This is a genomic window from Cryobacterium lactosi (genome assembly GCF_004403945.1).
Taxonomy (GTDB): Bacteria; Actinomycetota; Actinomycetes; order Actinomycetales; family Microbacteriaceae; genus Cryobacterium; species Cryobacterium lactosi.
The window spans coordinates 97,553-117,451 of sequence record NZ_SOHM01000018.1; the positions used below are offsets into that span (position 1 = coordinate 97,553).

The 19,899-nt window shown below is 67.6% G+C and carries 14 protein-coding genes; 10 read left to right on the forward strand and 4 right to left on the reverse strand.

The features are described 5' to 3' along the window. Positions 1 to 8: 8 nt before the first annotated feature. Genes E3T61_RS09460 through ribH form a run of 3 tightly spaced genes read left to right on the forward strand, consistent with a single transcriptional unit; the run spans position 9 to position 2,415 of the window. The gene (locus tag E3T61_RS09460; RefSeq protein WP_134640605.1) at positions 9 to 686 is read left to right on the forward strand and encodes a riboflavin synthase; all 678 of its coding nucleotides are present in this window, start codon (positions 9 to 11) and stop codon (positions 684 to 686) included. Continuing rightward, complete coding sequence (ribA, locus tag E3T61_RS09465; protein ID WP_134640606.1) at positions 683 to 1,945, forward strand: GTP cyclohydrolase II; 1,263 nt, start codon at positions 683 to 685, stop codon at positions 1,943 to 1,945. The genes E3T61_RS09460 and ribA overlap by 4 nt, the downstream gene beginning before the upstream one ends. Further along, positions 1,942 to 2,415 (forward strand): 6,7-dimethyl-8-ribityllumazine synthase, encoded by a 474-nt coding sequence (gene ribH / locus E3T61_RS09470; RefSeq protein WP_134640607.1) that lies wholly within the window; start codon positions 1,942 to 1,944, stop codon positions 2,413 to 2,415. The genes ribA and ribH overlap by 4 nt, the downstream gene beginning before the upstream one ends. Before the next feature lie 37 nt (positions 2,416 to 2,452). Here the strand turns inward: ribH and E3T61_RS09475 are convergent, their stop codons facing one another. After that, a complete protein-coding gene (locus E3T61_RS09475; RefSeq protein ID WP_134640608.1) occupies positions 2,453 to 3,028 on the reverse strand; it encodes a glycerol-3-phosphate responsive antiterminator in 576 nt (191 codons plus the stop codon). Between the two features lie 254 nt (positions 3,029 to 3,282). Between E3T61_RS09475 and E3T61_RS09480 the strand changes: the two genes are divergently transcribed. From E3T61_RS09480 to E3T61_RS09495, 4 genes are all read left to right on the forward strand, one after another. Continuing rightward, complete coding sequence (locus tag E3T61_RS09480; protein WP_134640609.1) at positions 3,283 to 4,728, forward strand: FAD-binding oxidoreductase; 1,446 nt, start codon at positions 3,283 to 3,285, stop codon at positions 4,726 to 4,728. A 95-nt stretch (positions 4,729 to 4,823) separates the two neighbouring features. Next, positions 4,824 to 5,612, forward strand: a complete 789-nt coding sequence (locus E3T61_RS09485) for an SDR family oxidoreductase (protein WP_134640610.1) — start codon at positions 4,824 to 4,826, stop codon at positions 5,610 to 5,612. Between the two features lie 29 nt (positions 5,613 to 5,641). Continuing rightward, a complete protein-coding gene (locus tag E3T61_RS09490; protein ID WP_134640611.1) occupies positions 5,642 to 7,096 on the forward strand; it encodes an FGGY-family carbohydrate kinase in 1,455 nt (484 codons plus the stop codon). Further along, entirely contained in the window at positions 7,093 to 8,409 is a 1,317-nt protein-coding gene (locus tag E3T61_RS09495; protein WP_134640612.1) for an MFS transporter, read from the forward strand. Before E3T61_RS09490 ends, E3T61_RS09495 begins: the two co-directional genes overlap by 4 nt. A 49-nt stretch (positions 8,410 to 8,458) precedes the next feature. Here E3T61_RS09495 and E3T61_RS09500 read toward each other — a convergent pair whose 3' ends face one another. Next, positions 8,459 to 8,833: a response regulator transcription factor gene (locus E3T61_RS09500; protein ID WP_134640613.1), complete on the reverse strand. Its 375-nt coding sequence runs from the start codon at positions 8,831 to 8,833 to the stop codon at positions 8,459 to 8,461. Positions 8,834 to 8,904: 71 nt separating this feature from the next. Between E3T61_RS09500 and E3T61_RS09505 the strand changes: the two genes are divergently transcribed. From E3T61_RS09505 to E3T61_RS09515, 3 genes are all read left to right on the forward strand, one after another. Then, on the forward strand, positions 8,905 to 10,656 hold the full coding sequence (locus tag E3T61_RS09505; protein WP_134640614.1) for a sensor histidine kinase: 1,752 nt from the start codon (positions 8,905 to 8,907) through the stop codon (positions 10,654 to 10,656). A 129-nt stretch (positions 10,657 to 10,785) separates the two neighbouring features. Further along, entirely contained in the window at positions 10,786 to 12,141 is a 1,356-nt protein-coding gene (locus tag E3T61_RS09510; RefSeq protein WP_134640615.1) for an MFS transporter, read from the forward strand. A gap of 192 nt (positions 12,142 to 12,333) precedes the next feature. After that, complete coding sequence (locus tag E3T61_RS09515) at positions 12,334 to 14,286, forward strand: ABC transporter ATP-binding protein (protein WP_134640676.1); 1,953 nt, start codon at positions 12,334 to 12,336, stop codon at positions 14,284 to 14,286. A 126-nt stretch (positions 14,287 to 14,412) separates the two neighbouring features. Here the strand turns inward: E3T61_RS09515 and E3T61_RS09520 are convergent, their stop codons facing one another. Together E3T61_RS09520 and E3T61_RS09525 are read right to left on the reverse strand one after the other, a co-directional pair. Next, positions 14,413 to 17,622, reverse strand: coding sequence for an alpha-mannosidase (locus tag E3T61_RS09520; protein WP_134640616.1), 3,210 nt, complete (start codon positions 17,620 to 17,622; stop codon positions 14,413 to 14,415). A gap of 293 nt (positions 17,623 to 17,915) precedes the next feature. Then, positions 17,916 to 19,802: a phosphoenolpyruvate carboxykinase (GTP) gene (locus E3T61_RS09525; protein ID WP_134640617.1), complete on the reverse strand. Its 1,887-nt coding sequence runs from the start codon at positions 19,800 to 19,802 to the stop codon at positions 17,916 to 17,918. Positions 19,803 to 19,899 lie beyond the last annotated feature (97 nt).

Consider the following 19,899-nt stretch of genomic DNA (forward strand, 5'->3'; position numbering starts at 1 on the left):
GGACCAGTATGTTCACCGGAATCATTGAGGAACTCGGCACCATCGAGCGCATCGAGCGCACGCCGGATGCCGCCCGCCTCACCATCCGCGGGCCGCTCGTGGTCGACGGCGCCGGGCACGGCGACTCCATCTCGGTGAACGGCGTCTGCCTCACCGTGGTGGAGCAGACCCCGGACACCTTCACCGCCGACGTGATGGCGCAGACCCTGTCGATGTCCACCCTCGACGGCGTCGCCGCGGGCACCCCGGTGAACCTGGAACGCGCCGCCCTGGTGGGCGGCCGGCTCGGCGGCCACATCGTGCAGGGCCACATCGACGGCACCGGCAGCGTGCTGGCCGTGGTGCCCGGCGAGGCGTGGCGCGTCGTGCGATTCAGTCTCGATGCGGCGTTGGCGCCGCTGGTGGTCGACAAGGGCTCGATCGCCATCGACGGCGTCTCCCTCACGGTGAGCAACATCTCCCCCGCCGACCTGGCCGACCAGTGGTTCGAGGTGTCCCTGATCCCCGAGACCCTCGCCGCCACGACGCTCGGCGCACTCACGGTGGGCGACCGGGTGAACCTCGAAACCGACATCATCGCCCGGCACGTCGAACGGATGCTCGCCCTCGCGGCCCGCACCGTCGCCCCGCCGGCCCCCTCAACCGAACCATCCGCACCATCCGCTGTTCTAAGGAGCACCCCATGAGCCTCGCCGACATCCCCACCGCACTGGCGGCACTCCGGCTCGGCAAACCCGTCATCGTCGCCGACGACGAGGGCCGCGAAAACGAGGGCGACGTGATCATCTCCGCCCAGCTGGCCACCCAGGAATGGATCGCCTGGACCGTGCGCCATTCCAGCGGGTTCATCTGCGCGCCGATGACCAACGACATCGCCGACACCCTCGACCTGCCCGTGATGGTGCTGAACAACGAGGACCCGCGCGGCACCAACTACACCGTCACCGTCGACGCCGCCGACCGCCTCAGCACCGGCATCAGCGCCGCCGACCGCGCGCACACCCTGCGGGTGCTCGCCGAGCCCAGCTCCACGCCGGCCAGCCTCAACCGGCCCGGCCACATCCTGCCGCTGCGGGCCATGGACGGCGGCGTGCGGGAGCGCGACGGCCACACCGAGGCGGCCGTCGACCTGATGAAGCTGGCCGGGCTGACCCCCGTGGCCGGCATCGCCGAGATCGTCGCCGAGGACGGCGAGATGATGCGCCTGCCCGGCCTGCTGGTGCTCGGCGAGCGCGAAGGCGTGCCGGTGATCACCATCGCCGACCTCATCGACTACCTGCAGAAGTTCCACTGCGACGACGACCTCGCCTCGGTCAGCCCGATCCGCGAATCGCCGCGGGTGGACTTCGAGGTGGAGACCACAGTGCCCACCTCGCACGGCGCCTTCAAGATCCGCGCCTACCGCGACCGGATGACCGGGGCCGACCACGTGGCGATCGTCTCGGGCACCCCACACGACGGCGCCCTGGTGCGGGTGCACTCCGAGTGCCTCACCGGTGAGGCGTTCGGGTCGCTCAAGTGCGAGTGCGGACCGCAGCTGCAGGCCGCGCTGGACACCATCGAGCGGGAGGGCGGCGTGGTCGTCTACCTCCGCGGCCAGGAAGGCCGCGGCATCGGCCTGATCAACAAGCTGCGCGCCTACAAACTGCAGGAGGACGGCCTGGACACCCTCGACGCCAACCTGGCGCTTGGCCTGCCGGCCGACTCCCGCGACTACGGCGCGGCCACGGCCATCCTGGACGAACTGGGCCTCGGCTCGGTGCGGCTGCTCACCAACAACCCCGAGAAGGTGCGCCAGCTCGAGGCGCACGGCGTGACGGTCACCGAACGGGTACCGCTGGTCGTGGGCGTCGGCAGCCACAACGAGGACTACCTGGCGGCCAAACGTGACCGCATGGGCCATGAAATCTCAGCACACCAGATCGTGAAAGGACTCGCACTATGAGTGGAGCAGGCTCCCCCGACATCTCCGTCGACGGCACCGGACTGGAGGTCGTCATCATCGCCGGCCGCTGGCACGACGTGATCACCGACGGCCTCATCGCGGGGGCCACCCGGGTGCTCGAGGCATCCGGGGCGACGTACTCCCTGGTGCGCGTGCCCGGCAGCTTCGAGCTGCCCGTGGCGAGCAAGGTGGCACTGGAGAACGGCGCCGACGCGGTGGTGGCGCTCGGCGTGATCATCCGTGGCGGCACCCCGCACTTCGAGTACGTGTCGGCGGCGGCCACGGATGGCCTCACCCGCGTGGCCCTGGACACCGGCAAGCCCGTGGGCTTCGGCGTGCTCACCCTGGACGACGAACAGCAGGGCCTGGACCGGGCCGGCCTGCCCGGATCCAAGGAGGACAAGGGCGAGGAAGCCGCCACCGCGGCACTGTCCACCGCTCTGGTGCTCAAGGAACTGCGCGAGCGTTAGGCCGTCCCTGCATTCCCTGGGTCGGCGTCGTGGTCGGCTACATCAGCCACACGTCGCGGTTCGACGACGCGATTGCGCCGGCACCCGCGGCGAGTGCCGCCATCACGTCTGCCTTGTCGCAGACCAACCCACCGGCGATCAGCGGGAGGTCGGTGTCGGCACGGACCCAGGAAATCACCCGCGGCATGCATCCCGGCAGGATCATGATGGCGTCAGGATCCGAAATCTTCACCTGCTTGGAGACACTGTGGTAACTGAACGAGTCGACAAGGAAAAGCCGATGGACGGCCATCAGTCCCGCTGCCTTGGCAGCTCGGACCATAATCGATTTCGAACTCAGGACCCCGTCGACGTCGGTGTGCGCCTTGAGGAAGTCGACGGCAACGGGCTTGCTTGAAAAGCCGTCAAGCAGATCCACATCCACGAAGACCGTCTTCCCGGCATTCTTGAGGGTCGCCACGATCTTGTGAATCGTCATGACCGACCCGAAGAGAACGAAGACGACGGGGCAGGGGGAAGTGAGGACCGCTCTCAAGCCGTCGTCGTCCTTGATACTCGCGATAACGGGATGAAGCGACAGGACATCGCTGATCGAGGTCGGTTCGGCAGACATGCGCTGTACTCTACCTCGCGATTCCGGCCCGACTCCGGCGCTCGGGATGAACGGCCGTGTTAGGCTTCCGCACAACTTACAACTTCATACACGTTCCGGACCTCGTTCGGAACTGTTGCTAAAACCCAGAGAACAGCGACCCCCTCATCTGAGGGGATCGCTGTTCTTTTTTGTCGTTAACCCACGAAGGGGTGGACACCTTGCTCAACCTCCGAAATCAGGAACACCTAGAACGAACGGAATCAGTCGAACCCATGCGCCTCACCCGTGAACAGATTGTCAGTGCCTACGTTGAAATCCTCGGCCTCGACCGGGTCATCACCGACGAGCAGACCTTGAAGGACAACAGCGCAGATCGGTACTACAAGGTCGAGAACATCTTCGGGATCTACGCCCTGCCTCTCCCAGCGGCCGTGGTGAAGCCCAGCAGCCCGCAAGAGGTGGCACAGGTGCTGAAGTTCGCCAACGACAACGGCATCAACGTGGTGCCGAAGACGGGCGGATCCGCAACCGAGGGCGGCCTGGAGACGGTCGTCGAGAACTCCATCGTCGTGGACGGCTCGGGCATGAACCAGATTCTCAACGTCGACACCGTGAACATGCTGGCCACTGTTCAGTGCGGCGTCTGCCTCGAGGACCTCGAGAACGAACTGCGCAAGATCGGTTACACCACCGGGCACTCGCCACAGTCCAAGCCCCTGGCTCAGTATGGGGGGCTCGTCGCCACCCGCTCGATCGGACAATTCTCGACCCTGTATGGGGGAATCGAAGACATGCTCGTCGGCGTTGAAACTGTCTTCCCGAATGGTGAGATCTGCCGCATCAAGAATGTGCCGCGACGGGCGGCCGGGCCGGATATCCGTCACCTGGTGATCGGCAACGAGGGGGCCCTCAACTACATCACCGAGGTGACCGTCAAGATCTTCCGCTACTACCCGGAGAACAACAAGTTCTACGGCTACCTGCTTGATGACATGAAGACCGGTCTGGAGATTCTGCGCGAGGTCATCACGCAGGGCTACCGACCGTCTGTTGCGCGCTTGTACGACACGGAAGATGGTCTCTACCACTTCAAGCATTTCTCCGACGGCCGCTGCGTGCTCATCTTCGTCGCCGAAGGTCCCCAGCCGATCGCCGATGCCACGGGGGCCGCCATCGAAGAGATCGTCTCCACCTTCAGCTCCGCCGATCGGGTCGACGACACACTCATCGAGGACTGGTTCGACAACCTCAACTGGGATGTCTCGAAGATCGAAGAAGAACGAGTTGAGATTCGGGACACCCTGATCAACGGCTTCACCACCGAGATCTCCGGTAACTGGAGCGTCATCCACGACATCTACGTCAATGCGCTCGCCCGCATCCGGGAGGAGATCTCGGCCGAGTTCAGTTTGCTCGGCGGACACTCCAGCCACAGCTACCTCAACGGAACGAATATGTACTTCGTCTACTACTACAAGATCGACGTTGACCCCACCGAGGAACGCGCCACCTACCACGACCCGATTCAGAACATCATCGTCGAGGAAACCCTCAAGCTTGGCGGTTCGATGTGCCACCACCACGGTGTCGGAAAGCACCGCACGCACTTCCTCGCCGAGGAATACGGTTCCTCGCTGTACATGCTCGAGACGCTGAAAACCGCGTTCGACCCGAACGGGATCATGAACCGCGGAACCATTTTCCCGCTCGCCAAGTAGCTTCCCCCTTTTCCGGCGCGGGTGCGCCAGGACGCGCACAACGACCGTGGCGCCTGGCGCACCCGCGCATCCCCACACAGAAATCGAGAAAACGCATGACCGACGTCAATATTTCTGACTTCCAGATGGACTTCTTCTCACTGAACGGCAAGACCGCCATCGTCACCGGCGGCAACACCGGCCTGGGCCAGGCCTTCAGCCTCGCTCTGGCACAGGCCGGCGCGAACGTGTTCGCCGTCAGCATCATGGCTGACGACGGCGAAACCGGGGCACTGATCGATGCGGCCGGCGCAAAGTACGCGTATCTCATGTCTGACATCACTGTCGAGGGAAACCCTCGAAAAATCGTCGAGGCCTGCATCGAAGAATTCGGCGGCGTCGACATCCTCGTGAACTGCGCCGGTCGCAGCATCAACGAACCCGACGTCACCAAATACACGCGCCAGCAGTGGGACCCGATGGTTGCGCTCAACCTCACCGCAGCGTTCGAGATGTCGCATGAAAGCGCCAAATACATGATCCCGCAGCGCAGCGGCAAGATCATCAACATCTGCTCGGTCTTCACCTTCCTCGGCGGCCAGTGGTCACCCGCGTACGCCGCGACGAAGCACGGCATCGCCGGATTCACCAAGGCCTATTGCGATGAATTGGCGCAGTTCGGAATCCAGGTGAACGGCATCGCCCCGGGGTACTACGCAACCGAGCTCACCAGCGACACCCGAGCAGACCCGCAGGCCAACCAGCGTGTCCTCGACCACATCCCCGCGAATCGATGGGGCCAGAGCCAAGACCTGATGGGGGCGGCCGTATTCCTCGCCAGCCGCGCCTCCGACTACGTGAACGGGCACATCCTGAGCGTCGACGGAGGATACCTGGTGCGCTGAGCACCGGCAGAAAGAACATGGATCTCACAATGACAAAGAAGTACATTCTTGGGATTGACGGTGGCTCGCAGAGTTCGAAGGTAGTCATCTTCGACACCGACGGGCGCGTTGTCTGCGAGGCCAGCCAGGCCCTGCAACCCCTCTACACGCCCGAGCCGGGCGTCGTCGAACATCCGGACGACGACCTCTACGATTCGATCGTTGCAGCGGCGTCGCGCGTGATGAAGGAGTTCCGTGGCGATCCGGCCGACATCATCGGGGTGGGCCTGTGCACCATCCGCTGCTGTCGGGCGCTCACCCGCCAGGACGGCACGTTGGTTGAGCCGGTGCAGAGCTGGATGGACGAACGCCTGGCCAGACCCTATGAACACACCAACGACGAGGTCGCCTATGTGACCACGACATCGGGCTACCTGATGGGGCGACTCACCGGTCAACTCACCGATACCGTTGCCAACTACATCGGCCCCTGGCCCATGGACGTTCAGACGTGGGACTGGTTCAGTGACCAGGAGACTTTCGACTCCTTCAACGTCAGCCGAGACATGTTGTACCGGGTGCAGATGCCTGGCGACGTCGGCGGCTACGTGAACGAGCGCTTCTCGGCCGTCACCGGAATCCCGCAGGGACTTCCCGTGGTTCACACGGCCAACGACAAGGCTGCAGAAGCGCTGGGAGCCGGGCTGCGCGATGAGACGACAGGCCTCGTATCCCTGGGCACGTACGTCACCGGAATGGTCGTCGGCAACGAGTACGTTGCCGATTCGGCGTCCTACTTCTCCAATTTCGCGTCGGAGCCGCATCGGTACATCTACGAGTGCGGCGGCATCCGCCGTGGCATGTGGACAGTTTCGTGGCTCCGCAACCTGCTCGGAGACGAGATCAGAGCGGGCGCCGCGGCGGCAGGAGTGTCCGGAGATGAACACCTCAACACCCTGGCGGCGCAGGTTGCCGCCGGCAGTGACGGCCTTCTGTGCGTCCTCGATTGGCTCGCGCCACCGACAGAGCCCCACAGAAAGGGGATGTTCGTCGGCTTCGATGAGCGCCACGGTTACGCCCATATGTACCGGGCCATACTCGAAGGCATCGCGTTCACCATGAAGCACAACATGATGGCCATGGAGGCGGAACGACAGATCAGCATCGAGACGCTGGTCCTCTCAGGCGGCGGTTCCTACAGCGACCTGTGCATGCAGATCTTTGCCGATGTCTTCGGCATTCCTGTGGTGCGCAACGAGGTTCGCAACGCTGCAGGCCTCGGCGCTGCCATCTGCGTCGCCGTGTCCTGCGGTGTTTATCCCAGCTTCGGCGATGCCTCACACGCGATGGTGCGGCGCGAAGCCCGCTTCGAGCCGAATCCCCGGAACGTCACCCTCTATGACGGGCTCCGAGAGGTTTCCGCCGAACTCCGGGCGCAGACCGACGCCATCCTTCTTCGCACACGCCGTATCCTTCTCGATCACACAGAGGCAAATCGCACATGAATAAGTCCGGTCAATCAAAGAAGATTTTCCAGCTCGTCCTGCTGATCCTGGCCGGAGGTTCCATCTATCCGCTGGTCTACCTGCGTCAGAACTTCGAAGCGACCATTCTGCAGGTCTTCGATATGTCCAACGCCGAGTTGGCCAATCTCTACTCCATGCTCGGCATCATCTTCGTGGTGGGCTACCTCCCCAGCGGGTGGCTGGCTGACAAGTTCCCGACGAAATACATGATCACCTTCTCGCTGGCGCTCACAGCGCTCACCGGACTGTTCTATGCCCAGATCCCGGACAAGTCGACGTTGGTCTTCGTCTTCCTGGTCTGGGGATTCGCCTCGGTCTTCACGTTCTGGAGCGCACTGCTGAAGGCCGTCAACCTTCTCGCCGAGAAGAACGAAGAAGGACGATTCTTCGGCGCCCTGGATGGTGGCCGAGGGGTCGTCGAAGCGGCCTTGGCCACTGTCGCCGTTGCCATCTTCGCGCTCTTCGTTGGCGACAACGGATCGAACCTCGCTGACACCACGGCAGGATTCCAGGCCGTGGTCTACATGTACTGCGGCGTGCTCATTCTGCTGTCAGTTGCTCTCTTCTTCGTGCTGTCCAGCGACGAGAAGATGGCGGCCGAGGTCACCCAGGTGGAACCGAGCGAATCGACTTTTTCCGCAGTTCGCCGCATCCTGAAGATCCGCGAAGTGTGGGTCCTGATGTTCGCGCTGTTCTGCGGCTACACACTCTTCTGGGTGTACTACTACTTTTCGGGGTACCTCACCACGAATCACGGAGTGACCCCCGTTGCCGCGGGCGTGGTGACCGTCGTCGTAATGTGGATGCGACCCATCGGTGGCTTCGGCGGCGGGTACCTCGCAGACAAGCTGGGCAAGTCGCGGGTGTTGTCGGCGGCGATGCTGATTTCCGCAGTCGGGCTCATCACTCTGGCACTGATGCCCGGAGGCACCACCATCGGACTGGTCTACGTGATGGTCGTGCTCGTCGGCCTCTTTGTCTACGTCATCCGCGGTGTCTACTGGTCGCTGCTTGAAGACTGCCGCGTGCCGGTGTCGGCGACAGGTATCGCGATCGGGCTGATCTCCCTGGTCGGATACCTTCCCGACATCGTGCTTCCTCAGATCAGCGCGGCTATTTACACCGCCTACGGTGATGATGTGGCCGGCGCGAACAACATGTATTTCCTCATCACGGCCGGTGTCGGCCTGGTCGGTGCGATCGCCGCGGGGTACTTCGCTGTTCTGGTGAAAAGGCGCAAGACCGCCGAAGCCGAGCAGCCGGCCGTTCTCGAAACCGCGGCCGGAATCTGATCTGGGCGCCCCGGCCGCCGACAGGCCAGTGCACGCTCGGGTGCTGGGCTCAGACGGCCGGGGACACCAGCAGCGCGGAGACCCGTTCGAGCAGGTCGTTGGCGCGGAACGGTTTGATCAGGTAGGCGTCCGCACCGGTCTCCATCGCCAGCGCGATATCGCTGTCCTGCGACTTCGCGGTGAGCAGCAGGATGCGCGGCTGGGTGAGCGAGGAGTCCGCACGCACCTGGGCGCACACCTCGATACCCGTCAGCTTGGGCATCATCCAGTCCAGCACGATCAGGTCGGGCGACTGCGCGCGGGCGGCCGCGAGGCCCTCCTCGCCGTCGCCCGCCTCGGTCACCTCGTGCCCGGCCCGGCGCAGTTTGTGACCGATCAGGGCCCTGACGTCCTCGTCGTCCTCGACGATCAATATGCGTGGCATCCGGCGTGTCCCCTGGTTCGACGTTCGATCTCGCGCGTGTGCCACCCGCACTGGGCACACGACACGCTACGTTGACACTATCCAATCGCGCCGCGGTCGGTTTCACGGGGGGAGACACCACGCCGGTGAACAACCTCGTCGCCATGCTCTGGGCGGCTCCGCGCCGCTGGCGCTACACGGCCGTTCTCCTGATCCTGCTCGCGGCCTACGGCCTCGGACTTGCCTCGCTCGCCGCACCCAACGCCCAGTTCGGCGTCGCCGCCTGGTGGCCCGCCGCCGCCGCCGCCGTGCTCGCCATGTTGGTGGCCAGGGGCAGGGAACGCGTCGTGGTGGCCGTGCTGGTGGCCCTGGTCAGCGTGGCCTCGAATCTCGGCGGCGGCCGCTCCCTGCCGGTGGCCCTCGGCTTCGGCCTGGCCAACGCTCTCGAGGCGGTGGTGGTCACCGGCATCCTGGCCACCCGTGACGAGCCCGCCCGGCTGCACAGTGTGCGTGACGTGCTCCGGTTCACGGTCGCGGTGCTGTGCGGTGCCGTGACGATCGGCATCATCGCCGCGGCCACCCTGACCCTGGTCAACTCCGCATCATTCGGCACTGTCCTGCTCTCGGCCGTCCCCTCGCACGCGTTCGCGGTCTTCGTCCTCGTGCCGCTCGCGCTGGTGCAGAGCGGCCGGGGCCGGCCGGACCGCCGCCTGGAGCTGCTCATTCAGGTGGGCTTCATGCTCCTGACCCTCGGCATCGCCTACGGGCCGGGCCGGTCGCTGCCGATCTCGTTCCTGATCCTGCCCCTGCTCACCTGGGCGGCGTTCAGGTTCGGCATCAAAATCGTGGCCTGGGAGCTGTGCGGCACGGCGCTGGTCGCGTCGGGTCTGACCTCGATGGGGATCGGCTACTTCACTTCCGGTCAGGCCGGCGGCGGCATCGGCACCGCCGGGTCCTTTGTGCAGATCTTCCTGGTCACCTACGCCAGCTCGGTGCTGCTGCTTGCCGCAGAGTTGGCGCAGCGAGACAGCCTGCTCGAGCGGGAGCGTGAGGTGGCGAACGCACTGCGCGACCTGAACCGGCAGAAGGACGACTTCGTGTCGTCGGTCAGCCACGAGCTGCGCACCCCGATCACGAGCATCCTGGGCTTCGCGGAGGAACTCGAAGACACGGCCCTCGACCCCGACCAGGCCCGGTTCACCCGGGTGATCGTGCGCAACTCACATCGGCTGGCCCAGCTGGTGGAGGACCTGCTCGACCTCTCCAAGATGAGCACCCAGTCCGACGCCGGCCAGTCCGAACCCGTCGACCTGGCGGCGCTGGTCGCCGAGTGTGTCGAGGAACTGGCACCGCAGGCGCAGACCGCCGGGGTGAGCCTGACCGTCGAATTCGGCGCCGGGCCGTTCAACGTGCACAGTTCGGCCTCCGACCTGCGCCGGGTGCTCACCAACCTGGTCTCCAACGCGGTGAAGTTCACACCCCCGCACGGCCAGGTCTGGGTCGGCTGCACCGCCGGCGCCGATGGCATGCTGCTGACCGTCAGCGACAACGGCATCGGCATCCCGCCTGCCGACATCGAGAAGGTCTTCGACAGGTTCTTCAGGTCGGCCAGCGCCGAGTCGCTGGCCGGAACCGGTCTCGGACTGCCCCTCACAAAGGGACTCGTGGAGAGGCTCGGCGGCACAATCGATCTGCAATCCGACGGCCGCACCGGCACCCACGTCACCGTCGCCCTGCCCCGCGACCCGGCGCTCCTGGCCGTCGCGCCGCCGACCCCGCCGGCACCGCAACCGTTCCCCGCCGGCCCCGGCGCGGATTCGTCCAGCCACATGCGCCGAATGTAGGCTGAATCAGGCCGCCACAAGCGGCCGATCTCTTTCTGAGCGTTACCCCGTCCGCCCCAGGCAGCTGACCGCCGTCTCTGGCCGAGACTCCGCCACGCCATTTACCTTCATTCGAAAGCGCCAGCCCCCATGTCAGCATCCACAGCGGCGGCCATCTCCGTCGCCCCCGCGCCCACGAATCCTCGCAGCCGCGTCATCCTGGCCAGCCTCATCGGCACCACGATCGAGTTCTACGATTTCTACGTCTACGCCACCGCCGCGGTCCTGGTCTTCCCGCACCTGTTCTTCCCCAGCGGCAACGAGACCGCGGCGCTGCTCGCCTCGTTCGCGGTGTTCGGCGCCGCCATGGTGGCCCGCCCGCTCGGCGCCCTGTTCTTCGGCCACTTCGGCGACCGGAAAGGCCGCAAGGCGACCCTGGTCGGCGCGCTGCTCACCATGGGCATCGCCACGTTCCTGATCGGGCTGCTGCCCACCTACGCGATGGTCGGCTGGCTCGCCCCGGCGATGCTCGTGATCCTGCGTCTCGCCCAGGGCTTCGCGCTCGGCGGCGAGTGGAGCGGCGCGGCCCTGGTCGCCACCGAGAACGCCCCGAAGGGCAAGCGCGCCTGGTACGGCACTTTCCCGCAGGTCGGCGCCCCGCTCGGTTTCATCATCGCCAACGGCCTGTTCCTGCTCATCGCCCTGCTGCTGCCCTCCGACGACCCCACCCGGCCGTCCGACGCGTTCCTCGAGTGGGCCTGGCGCATCCCGTTCCTGTTCAGCGCGGTCATGGTGATCGTGGGCCTCTGGGTGCGGCTGCGCCTGGTGGAGAGCGACGCGTTCACCAAGATCGTCACGACGAAGAAGGTGGCCAAGCTGCCACTCGCCGCTGTGTTCAAGTCCAACTGGCGTGAACTCATCCTGGGCACCTTCATCATGCTGGCCACCTACGTGCTGTTCTACCTGATGACCACGTTCAGCCTCAGCTACGGCCGTGCCGCGACGGATGCGCCGGTGGCCGGCCTGGGCTACAGCTACACGACCTTCGTGCTCATGATGATCGGCGGGGTGCTGTTCTTCGGAATCTTCACGCTCGCCTCCGGCCCCTGGGCCGACAGGTTCGGCCGCCGCCGCACGCTGCTCTGGGTGACCGCGGGCATCGTGGTGTTCGGGTTCCTGTTCGTGCCGCTGCTGGGCGCGGGGTTCATCGGTGTGATGGTGTTCCTGGTGCTCGGCTTCACCCTGATGGGCATGACGTTCGGCCCGATGGGCGCACTGCTGCCCGAGCTGTTCCCCACCCACGTGCGGTACACAGGCTCCGCGTTCGCCTACAACATGAGCTCGATCCTCGGTGCGGCCGTGGCACCGTTCATCGCCGTGTGGCTGTGGACCCTCGGCGGGGGCAGCCCGTTCTGGGTGGGCATCTACCTCTCGGTGATGGGCCTGGTCACCCTGGTGGCGCTGTACCTGAGCCGCGAGACCCGCGACCTCGACATCGAGCGCTGACCCGCGCGCACCAGCGCGCACCAGTGCTCGCGAAAGCGGTCATGTGGCTGCCCCAGTTCGCTGAGGTGACCACATGGCCGCTTTCGCGCTCTGGGAGGGATCCGGGCGGGCGGCGGTTAAGCTCGACTGGTGAGTACGACTACCCCCGGCACCGCTTCGTCCGACACCCCCGAACCGAAACCGCGCTCCCGTATGGGCCGCCGCGGTTCCCCGGCCGAGGGGCCGCGGGCATCCGTGCGTCAGCTGGTGCCCTACCTGGCCGAACACAAGGCCGTGCTCAGTGTGGTCGTGGTGCTCAGCGTGCTCGGTGCCGCCGCCAGCCTGGCCCAGCCGCTGCTGGTGAGCCAGGTCATCACCCTCGTCGAGGCGGGCGACCCGCTCGACGGCATCGTCGGCGCCCTGGTGGCGCTCGTCGTGGTGTCCGCGCTGATCAGCGGCTACCAGCACTACCTGCTGCAGCGCACCGGCGAGGGTGTGGTGCTCTCCAGCCGCAAACGCCTGATCGCCCGGATGCTCAACCTGCCGATCAGCCAGTTCGACGCCCGCCGCACGGGCGACCTGGTCTCCCGGGTGAGCTCGGACACCACACTGCTCCGCGCCGTACTCACCCAGGGCGCCGTCGAGGCCATCGGCGGCTCGCTCACCTTCATCGGCGCCATCATCGCGATGCTCATCATCGACCCGGTGCTGCTGGGCCTGACCGTGCTCGTGATCGCGGTGTCCGTGGTCACCGTGGTGCTGCTGTCGCGGCGCATCCGCACCGCCAGCCTGGCCGCGCAGACCAAAGTCGGCGACCTCGCCGCGAGTGTGGAACGCGCCATCAGCGCGGTGCGCACCGTGCGTGCCGCCAACGCCACCGCCCGCGAGATCACGGTGGTCGAGAAGGACGCCGAGGGCGCCTGGCAGATGGGCATCAAGGTCGCCAAGATCTCCGCCCTCGTAGTGCCGATCGCCGGCATCGCCCTGCAGGTGTCGCTGCTCGTGGTGCTCGGCGTCGGCGGCTTCCGGGTGGCCGATGGAAGCATCACCGTCGCCAATCTGGTGGCCTTCATCCTGTTCCTGTTCATGATGATCATGCCGCTGGGCCAGTTCTTCGGCGCGATCACCTCGGTGAACTCGGCGCTCGGCGCGCTCGGCCGCATCCAGGAGATCATCGACCTGCCCAGCGAAGACCAGTTCGACCGCGACATCGCGCCGTTGGCCATCGTGGTCGGCGCCGCGAACGCCCGGGTCAACCCGGATGCTCCGGCGATCTCGTTCGAGGACGTGCGCTTCCACTATGCACCGACCGTGCTCGCCACGACGGATGCCGTCACCGGCGAGCAGCTGGCCACCGTGCGCCCAGGCCCGGTTGCGCAGGCGGTTCTCGCGGCCGAGGACGGCAGCACCCCGGACGCGACAACCGAGTTCGCCGGCCCGGACTCGACCGCCGCCGCTGCCGGTCCCGCCGCGGCCGCCGTGCCCAAGCCGGTGCTGCGCGGGGTCTCGTTCAGCGCCCCGCGGGGCCTCCGCACCGCACTGGTCGGCCCCTCGGGAGCCGGCAAGAGCACCATCCTCGCCCTGATCGAGCGGTTCTACGACGCCGATTCGGGCGTGGTCCGGCTCGGCGGCCTGGACATCCGCAGCCTGGACCGCACCGACCTGCGCAGCCAGATCGGCTACGTGGAGCAGGATGCCCCGGTGCTGGCCGGGTCGCTGCGGGACAACCTCACCCTGGCGACGCCGGACGCCACCGACGAGCAGTGTGTGGCCGTGCTGCACGCGGTGAACCTCGGTGAGGTGCTCGATCGCGACCCGGCCGGGCTCGGCGCGGCGGTCGGCGAGGACGGCGTGAAGCTCTCCGGCGGCGAACGCCAGCGGCTGGCGATCGCCCGGGCGCTGCTCGCGGCACCGCCGATCCTGCTGCTGGACGAGTCGACCTCGAGCCTGGACGGCATGAACGAGCAGCTGATGCGCGAGGCCATCGACGCCGTCGCCGTGGACCGCACCCTGATCGTGATCGCGCACCGGCTCTCCACCGTGGTGGACTCCGACCAGATCGTGGTGCTCGACCACGGCGAGGTCGTGGGCACCGGCACGCACTCCGAGCTGGTGGTCTCGACGCCGCTGTACCGTGACCTGGCCAAGCACCAGCTGCTGGTCTAACCCGCGCCGCGCGAGCATCGCTCGCGACTCCCACCCTCTCCGCGAGAGCGGCCGTGTGGCTGCCTCAGCGCCACGAAGCAACCACAGGGCCGCTCTCGCGAAGGAGAGAGGGCGAGGGAGGGAGTGCTAGGGGCGGCGGAAGCGTAGCGTGACGATCTCGAACGGGCGCAGGGTGAGGATCAGCTCGCGCGAGGCCTCGGCCGGGGCCGGAACGGCGGAGTCCTCCGGCAGAGGCCGCCCTGCGGCGAGCTCGGCGCGGGGCTCGGCCAGGGGGCGTTCGAGCAGATCGGTCTCGACCACATCCGTCGCCTCGAAGTGCCGGATGAGCCGCGCCGTCGACCGGTTGCCGTGCGCTTCGTAGAGCCGCACGATGAGGTCGCCGCTGTGGTCCTCGGCCAGTTTGACCGCCTCCACCACGACGGCCGGGTTGTCGACGCGCAGCAGGGGCTCGATGCCCGCGGCGGCCACCCCGGTCACGGTGCGCAGCGGCAGGTTCAGCCGATAGCCCTCGGCCACGGCCTCGGCGATGCCGGCGGCCGGACGCACCGACACCCGCAGTTCGTGGCGCCCCTGGTCGGCACCCGGGTCGGGGTAGAGCGGGGCGCGCAGCAAGCTGAGCCGGACCGTCGTTCCAGACCGCTCGGCGCCGCGCGGGGCGGCGGCGCCGGCAGCATCGCTCGCGTGCCCCTCCACGTCGGGCGGAGTGCGGTCGATCGCGTGCCCGTAGGTGGAGTCGTTCGCCACCGCCACCCCGTAGCCGGGCTCCCCCACGTGCACCCACCGGTGCGCGACCGTCTCGAACCGGGCCGCATCCCAGCTGGTGTTCGCATGGGTCGGGCGGAAGACATGCCCGAACTGGATCTCGGAGGCGGCCCGCTCGGCGTGCACATCCAGGGGGAACACCAACCGCAGCAGCTTCTGCCGCTCGTGCCAGTCGATCACCATCCGCAGGTCCAGGGTGGGTGAGCCGGCGCGGAGGGTGAGGTGCTGCTCGATCCGGGACCGGCCGACGGTGCGCACCACCCGCACCCCCACGAGTTCGTCACTTTCCACGCTGACCTCCACGGTGTCGGCGCCGACGAGGTCGGTGACGGTGCGCCGGTGGTGCGCGTCGATGTCCCAGGCATCCCAGTGGGTGGGGATGTCGCGGTGCAACTGCAGCAGGTTGCCGCAGAGGCCGGCCGGGATCAGCTCACGGCCGGCGAGGACGTCACGAAGCGACGGGATGAGCCCGTCGGCGTCGATGGTGACCGACAGGTGGTCGTTGCGCAGCACGATGCCGGCGGCGGTGCGTTCGATCAGGGCGGCGGCATAACCGGGATGGGCGGTGTCTCCGTCGGAGTCGGCACCCAGCGCGGGCACACCATCCAGCGGGTACGGGCCGGCGTTCAGGCGCAGCCGGCGCTCGCCGACACCCGCGGTCGCCCGCACCGCCTCGTCGATCAGGCCGGTGAGCGCGTGGGCGGTCCGGGCGTGCCGGCGCTCGGCCTCCTGATGCACCCAGGCGATCGAGGTGCCGGGCAGGATGTCGTGGAACTGCAGCAGGAGAACACTCTGCCAGGCTCGCTCCAGAGCCGCGTACGGATAGGGCGCCCCGCTCCGCACGGCGGCGGTCGCAGCCCAGAGCTCGGCCTCACGCAGCAGCAGTTCGTTGCGGCGATTGCCCCGCTTGGTTCGGGCCTGGGAGGTGTAGGTGCCCCGGTGGAACTCGAGGTAGAGCTCACCCGACCACACCGATGGTGCCGGGTACTCCGCCTCGGCCGCGTCGAAGAACCGTTGCGGAGTGGAGAGTTCGACGGTCGGCGACCCCTCGAGGTCGCGGGTGCGGCGGGCCGCCGCGAGCATCTCCCGGGTGGGGCCGCCCCCGCCGTCGCCCCAGCCGAACGGTACGAGCGACACCGTGGCGTGCGCCTTCTCCGCGAACAATCGCTCGGCGCGGGCGAGTTCGGCGGCGGTGAGCTCGGCGTTGTAGTCGGCGACCGGCGGGAAATGGGTGAAGATCCGGCTGCCGTCGATGCCCTCCCAGAGAAACGTGTGGTGCGGGAACACGTTGGTGTCGCTCCAGGACAGCTTCTGGGTGAGGAACCAGCGCATCCCGGCCAGCCGGGCGATCTGCGGGAACGCCGCCGAGTAGCCGAAGGAGTCGGGCAGCCACACCTCACCTGGTTCGAGACCGAACTCCTCACGGAAGAACCGCTGGCCGGTGACGAACTGTCGCACCAGGGATTCGCCGCCGGGCAGGTTGGTGTCGGACTCCACCCACATTCCGCCGACCGGCACGATGGTGCCCGCAGCCACGGCCGCCCGCACCCGCTCGAACAGGGCCGGGTCGTGCTCCTTGACCCAGGCGAACTGCTGGGCCGAAGACATAGCGAATCGGAAGTCGGGGTTCGCCTCTATCAGCGCGAGCACATTGGCGAGTGTGCGGGAGACCTTCCGCGGCGTCTCCCGCAGTGGCCACAGCCAGGCGCTGTCGATATGCGCGTGCCCGACGGCATGCACGTGGTGTGCGCTGGCCGACGCGGGGCGCGCCAGCAACGGCGCCAGCACCGCCCGGGCGGCGACGACGGTGCCCGCCACATCGTCAGGGTCGATCCGGTCCAGGCTCTGCTCCAGCCCGGCCCGCAGCCGGGCCCGTCGGGTCGACGCGGCCGGCAATTCGCCCTGCAGGCCGTCGAGCGCCCGGAGGTCCTGCACCAGGTTCCACACTTCGAGGTCGCGCAGCGCCACATCCACCCGCCCGAGCGTGTACAGCGGGCCGGGCGGAAGCGTGGCCGGGTCGCCCAGCGCCGTGGGCGTGAAGCCGAAGTCGTGCACGAGGTCGGGGTTCGACGCGGCCTCCACGTAGAGGTCGATCAACCCGCCCGGGCTGGTGGCTCCCGCCGCCGGGGAGGTGCCGTCGTCGGATGGCGTCATGGCGGGCACGGGCACCCACCGGTTGCGGGACTGCAGCCCCTTCACCACCATGCCGTCCGCGGCATACACGAGGCCCTCCGTCTGGAACCCGGGAATCGCATCGGTGAAACCGAGGTCGACGACCACTTCCACCTCGGTGCCGGGCAGGCCGGTCCAGTCACCGGGGACTTCCCCGGTGAGGTGCAGCCAGGTGGTGCCCCACGGGGTCCCCCAGCCGGTGCCGGGAGTGATCGGCGTGAAGGACTGCCGCGCGGCCTCGTCGAACGACACCGGCGGGTCGGTCACCGCAGCATCCGCGGCTGTGGACGCAGACCAGGCGGCGACGTCGAGCGGATGCCGGGCCCGGTACACCGCAGGCAGCAACCGCTCCCGCAGCACCCGCTCGAGTCGCTCGTCGTGCAGTCGTTCGTTGTGATGCATGATCGCCTCCGCTCGCGGGCACCCTAGCCCGGCTGGCCAGTGCGCGCATAGACGGTGACTCGTCACACTCCGTTGGCCGCGGCTGGTTTGCCGCAACGGGGCGCGCGGAGCGGGCGCGGCGGAGGGGAGCGGTCGCGGCGGGGCACGCGCCGGCAGACCGGGCGGGTTTGAGCTAGGCGGGGCGCGCGCCGCTATGCGGGTGGCGCGCCACCCGCGTAGCGGCGCCTTACCCGCCCGGCGGCATCCGGTCGCCCGCAGCGCGCCGGCACGCGGGGCAGGCGCCGCCGCCGAGCCTAGGGGGCGAGGTGGTAGCGCAGGCTGGCCAGCTCGGACTGCAGGGCCGGCGGCACCTTGCCGCCGAACCGGTCGAAGAACTCCTCGGTGAGGTCGCACTCCGCCAGCCAGGAGGCCGGGTCGATCCTGAACAGCTGTTCGAGAGCCTCCTCGCTCACGTCGAGCCCGCCCACGTTGAGGGAGCCCGCCACCGGCATCCGCCCGATCGGGGTGTCGACGGCATCGACCGAACCCTCAACCCGGCGGATGATCCACTCGAGCACCCGGGAGTTCTCACCGAACCCGGGCCAGAGGAAGCTGCCGTCCTCGCCCTTGCGGAACCAGTTGACCTGGAAGATCGCCGGCGCCTTGCTGCCCAGACCCCGGCCGACCTGCAACCAGTGCGCCCAGTAGTCGGCCATGTTGTAGCCGCAGAAGGGCAGCATCGCGAACGGGTCGCGGCGCAGCTCCCCCACGGTGCCCTCGGCTGCGGCGGTCTTCTCCGACGAGATGGTGGCGCCCATGAACACGCCGTGCTTCCAGGAGCGGGCCTCGGCGACCAGCGGCACGTTGGTGGCGCGGCGGCCGCCGAACATGATCGCGTCGATCGGCACGCCGCCCACGGCCTCCCACTCGGCGGCGATCGATGGGCACTGCGCCGCCGGCACGGTGAACCGCGAGTTGGGGTGCGCAGCGGGCCGGCCGCTGTCGGGGGTCCAGGAGTTGCCCTCCCAGTCGGTCAGGTGCGCGGGCGGGGTGTCGGTCAGGCCCTCCCACCAGACGTCGCCGTCGTCGCGGAGGGCGACGTTGGTGAAGATGGTGTTGCCCCATACCGTCTGCACGGCGGTGGGGTTGGTGGTCTCGCCGGTGCCGGGGGCCACGCCGAAGAACCCGGCCTCCGGGTTGATCGCCCAGAGCCGTCCGTCGTCGCCGGGCCGCAGCCAGGCGATGTCGTCGCCGATGGTCTCCACCTTCCAACCGGGGATGGTGGGCTGCAGCATCGACAGGTTCGTCTTGCCACAGGCCGACGGGAACGCGGCGGCCACGTGGTACGTGCCGCCCTCGGGTGAGGTGACCTTGATCAGCAGCATGTGCTCGGCCAGCCAGCCCTCGTCGCGGGCCATCACCGAGGCGATCCGCAGCGCGAACGACTTCTTCGACAGCAACGCATTGCCGCCGTAGCCCGAGCCGAACGACCAGACCTCCCGGTCTTCGGGGAACTGCACAATGTACTTGGTGTCGTTGCTGGGCCAAGTGACGTCGGCGCGGGCCGAGCCCTGCACATCCACGAGCGGGAACCCCACGCTGTGCACGGTGCGCACCCACGGCGTGCCGGACTCGATCAGGCGCAGCACGGCCTGGCCCATCCGGGTCATGATGCCCATGTTCAGAACCACGTAGGGCGAGTCGGTGATCTCCACGCCGAGCTGCGAGATGGGGCCAGCAAGCGGGCCCATCGAGAACGGAACGACGTACATCGTGCGACCGCGCATGCTGCCGGCGAAGACGCTGTTGAGTTCGGCGCGCATCTGGGCGGGCTCGGCCCAGTTGTTGGTGGGGCCGGCGTCCTCGCGCAGCGTTGAGGAGATGAAGGTGCGGTCCTCCACCCGCGCCACATCACTGGGGCTGGTGCGGGCGAGGAAGCTGTTCGGCCGCCACTCCGGGTTGAGCCGGATGAGCTTGCCCTCGGCGACGAGCTGCTTGGAGAGCTGGTCGGCCTCCTGCGCGGTGCCGCTGCACCAGACGATCGCGTCGGGCCGGGTGAGCCTGGCCACCTCATCGACCCAGGCCTGCAGGGCGGGGTCGGTGGTGCCGGTGGGCGCGCCGTAGGTGGTGGCCGCCGTGGTTTCACTCGAGTGGGCGGCGTGGGCCCGGATGTCGCTGCGAACGGGGTGGGTGACGGTCATTGTCTGGCCTTCCTCAGATGCGTGATTCACTGGGCAAAGTACTCCCGGACGGCTGCCGCGGTGAGTAGAACAAGGGCAGGAACGCTAATTTCGTCCT